Here is a 2034-nt window from a genome sequence, read left to right as displayed (position 1 = left end):
CGTGATATCAACCATATTTGGAATGGTGCATACCCAGAAACAGGTGAAAGGCTGCAAGTAATTGACGGAATGCCTGAAGGTGCGCCTGTACCCGATTTTCCAGAACTTCCAGAGCAATTCGCTCCAGGGATTGATTTGGATGATTACTATCGTATTTTAAAACGTTTAAAAAGCAATATGTAAACTTTAATAAAGAGCCACTGTAATTAATCATAATTACAGTGGCTCAGGCTGTCGAGAAAATCTCGACAGCCTTTATTTTTCCTTAAAATATCCATTCTTCTGTAATAAAATAAAAGAAAGACTTAAAAGGACGGTGTCTTTCTCATGTTCCACACAAGAAACTCTTCTCAAAACACAGCCGAATTTGTTCTGCTTGACCAACTCGTTGAAGAGGATCACCTGCTTCGGAAAATTGATAAACACATAGACTTCTCTTTCATCATTGAAAAGGTGAAACCTTACTACAGTGAAAACAAAGGCCGCCCCTCACTTGATCCGCTTATTTTATTTAAAATGATGTTTATCGGATACCTCTATGGTATCCGTTCAGAAAGACAGCTTGAAAAAGAAATTTACTACAATATGGCGTACAGATGGTTTCTCGGATTGAACATAAACGACCCGGTTCCACACCACTCCACCATCAGCTGGAACAGACGCACACGCTTTAAAGATACAACCATCTTCCAAGACATTTTTGATGAGATCGTTCTTCAGGCCATCAATCATGACATGGTGGGCGGACGAGTCCTATTCACCGACTCTACACACCTTAAAGCCAATGCCAACAAGCATAAATACACAAGAAAAACAATTGCGCAGGATACCCAAAACTATATCAAGGATTTAAATGAAGCCATTCAAGAGGATCGGGAGGAACACGGAAAAAAACCATTAACAGCCAAAGAGGAGGTGAAAGCTGAAAAAGAGATCCGCCACAGTACAACCGATCCGGAAAGTGGCTATCTGTATCGTGAAAACAAACCAGAAGGTTTTTTCTATTTAGATCACCGCACAACAGATATGAAATACAACATTATCACCGATGCCTACGTCACACCTGGAAATGTCCATGATTCTGTGCCTTATCTTGACCGATTAGACCACCAAATCGCACGATTTGGTTTTCAAGTAGAAGCCGTCGCCCTTGATTCCGGATATTTAACGACTCCGATCTGTAAAGGATTATCTGACCGCCAAATCTTTGGTGTCATCGCACATAGACGTTATCACCCTATCCGAGGCTTGTTTCCAAAATGGAAATTTCATTATGACAGTGAACAAGACAGATACATTTGTCCAAATCACCAAACACTTACATACTCAACAACTGACCGAAAAGGCTACCGGTCATATAAATCAAATCCTGAAATATGTTCCTCATGCCCACTGCTTGAAAACTGTACAAAATCAAAGAATCGGCAGAAAGTGATTACTCGACATGTATGGGAAGAACATAAAGAAAAGGTCAGACAAAATCGCTTGTCTGTTTCAGGAAAAAACCTCTACAAAAAAAGAAAAGAAAAAATAGAGCGAAGCTTTGCAGATTCAAAACAGCTGCATGGGCTTCGCTATTGCAGGTTGAGGGGAAAACGAAATGTGAGTGAACAAGTTCTCCTCACAGCCGCATGCCAGAACATGAAGAAAATTGCCACATACCTAGCCAAGCAGGGCTAGGCATGTGGGAGCGCTTTTTCTGCATCTGAAACCTGATGAATATCTAAAGAAACTGTATAAAACAAAAAAGCTTGTAGAAAAAACGTCGTTTTCTCTACAAGCTAAGAAGGCCCCCCAGGCCTTCTATTTTTTTATGAAACTTCACAAATTAAATTTTGTTGCGTATCATTAGGGGGCAGAGTTCTAAGAGAAGGGGGAGAGTCGTGGAAATACGTATCGATTTTTTAATAATCTTTATTGCGCTGCTTTTCTTTTGGGTTGCTTATATGGTTGGAATAAAAAAGCAAACATGGATACTTTCCGGTTTCCGGGAGTCTCAAATACGTGACAAGGATCGTCTGGCTAGAATTGCGG

At 40.4% G+C, this 2034-nt stretch carries 2 protein-coding genes; both read left to right on the top strand.

From position 1 onward, the window contains the following. Nucleotides 1–183, top strand: a 183-nt coding sequence (locus tag ACFRCG_RS48430) for a hypothetical protein (RefSeq protein ID WP_380043047.1), incomplete at its 5' end; no start/stop codon positions are given. A 144-nt stretch (nt 184–327) separates the two neighbouring features. Further along, complete coding sequence (locus ACFRCG_RS48425; RefSeq protein WP_129093204.1) at nt 328–1680, top strand: IS1182 family transposase; 1353 nt, start codon at nt 328–330, stop codon at nt 1678–1680. Nucleotides 1681–2034 lie beyond the last annotated feature (354 nt).

The organism is Embleya sp. NPDC056575 (assembly GCF_042793325.1).
Lineage (GTDB): Bacteria > Actinomycetota > Actinomycetes > Streptomycetales > Streptomycetaceae > Embleya.
This window is presented reverse-complemented; position numbering and strand designations above follow the sequence as displayed.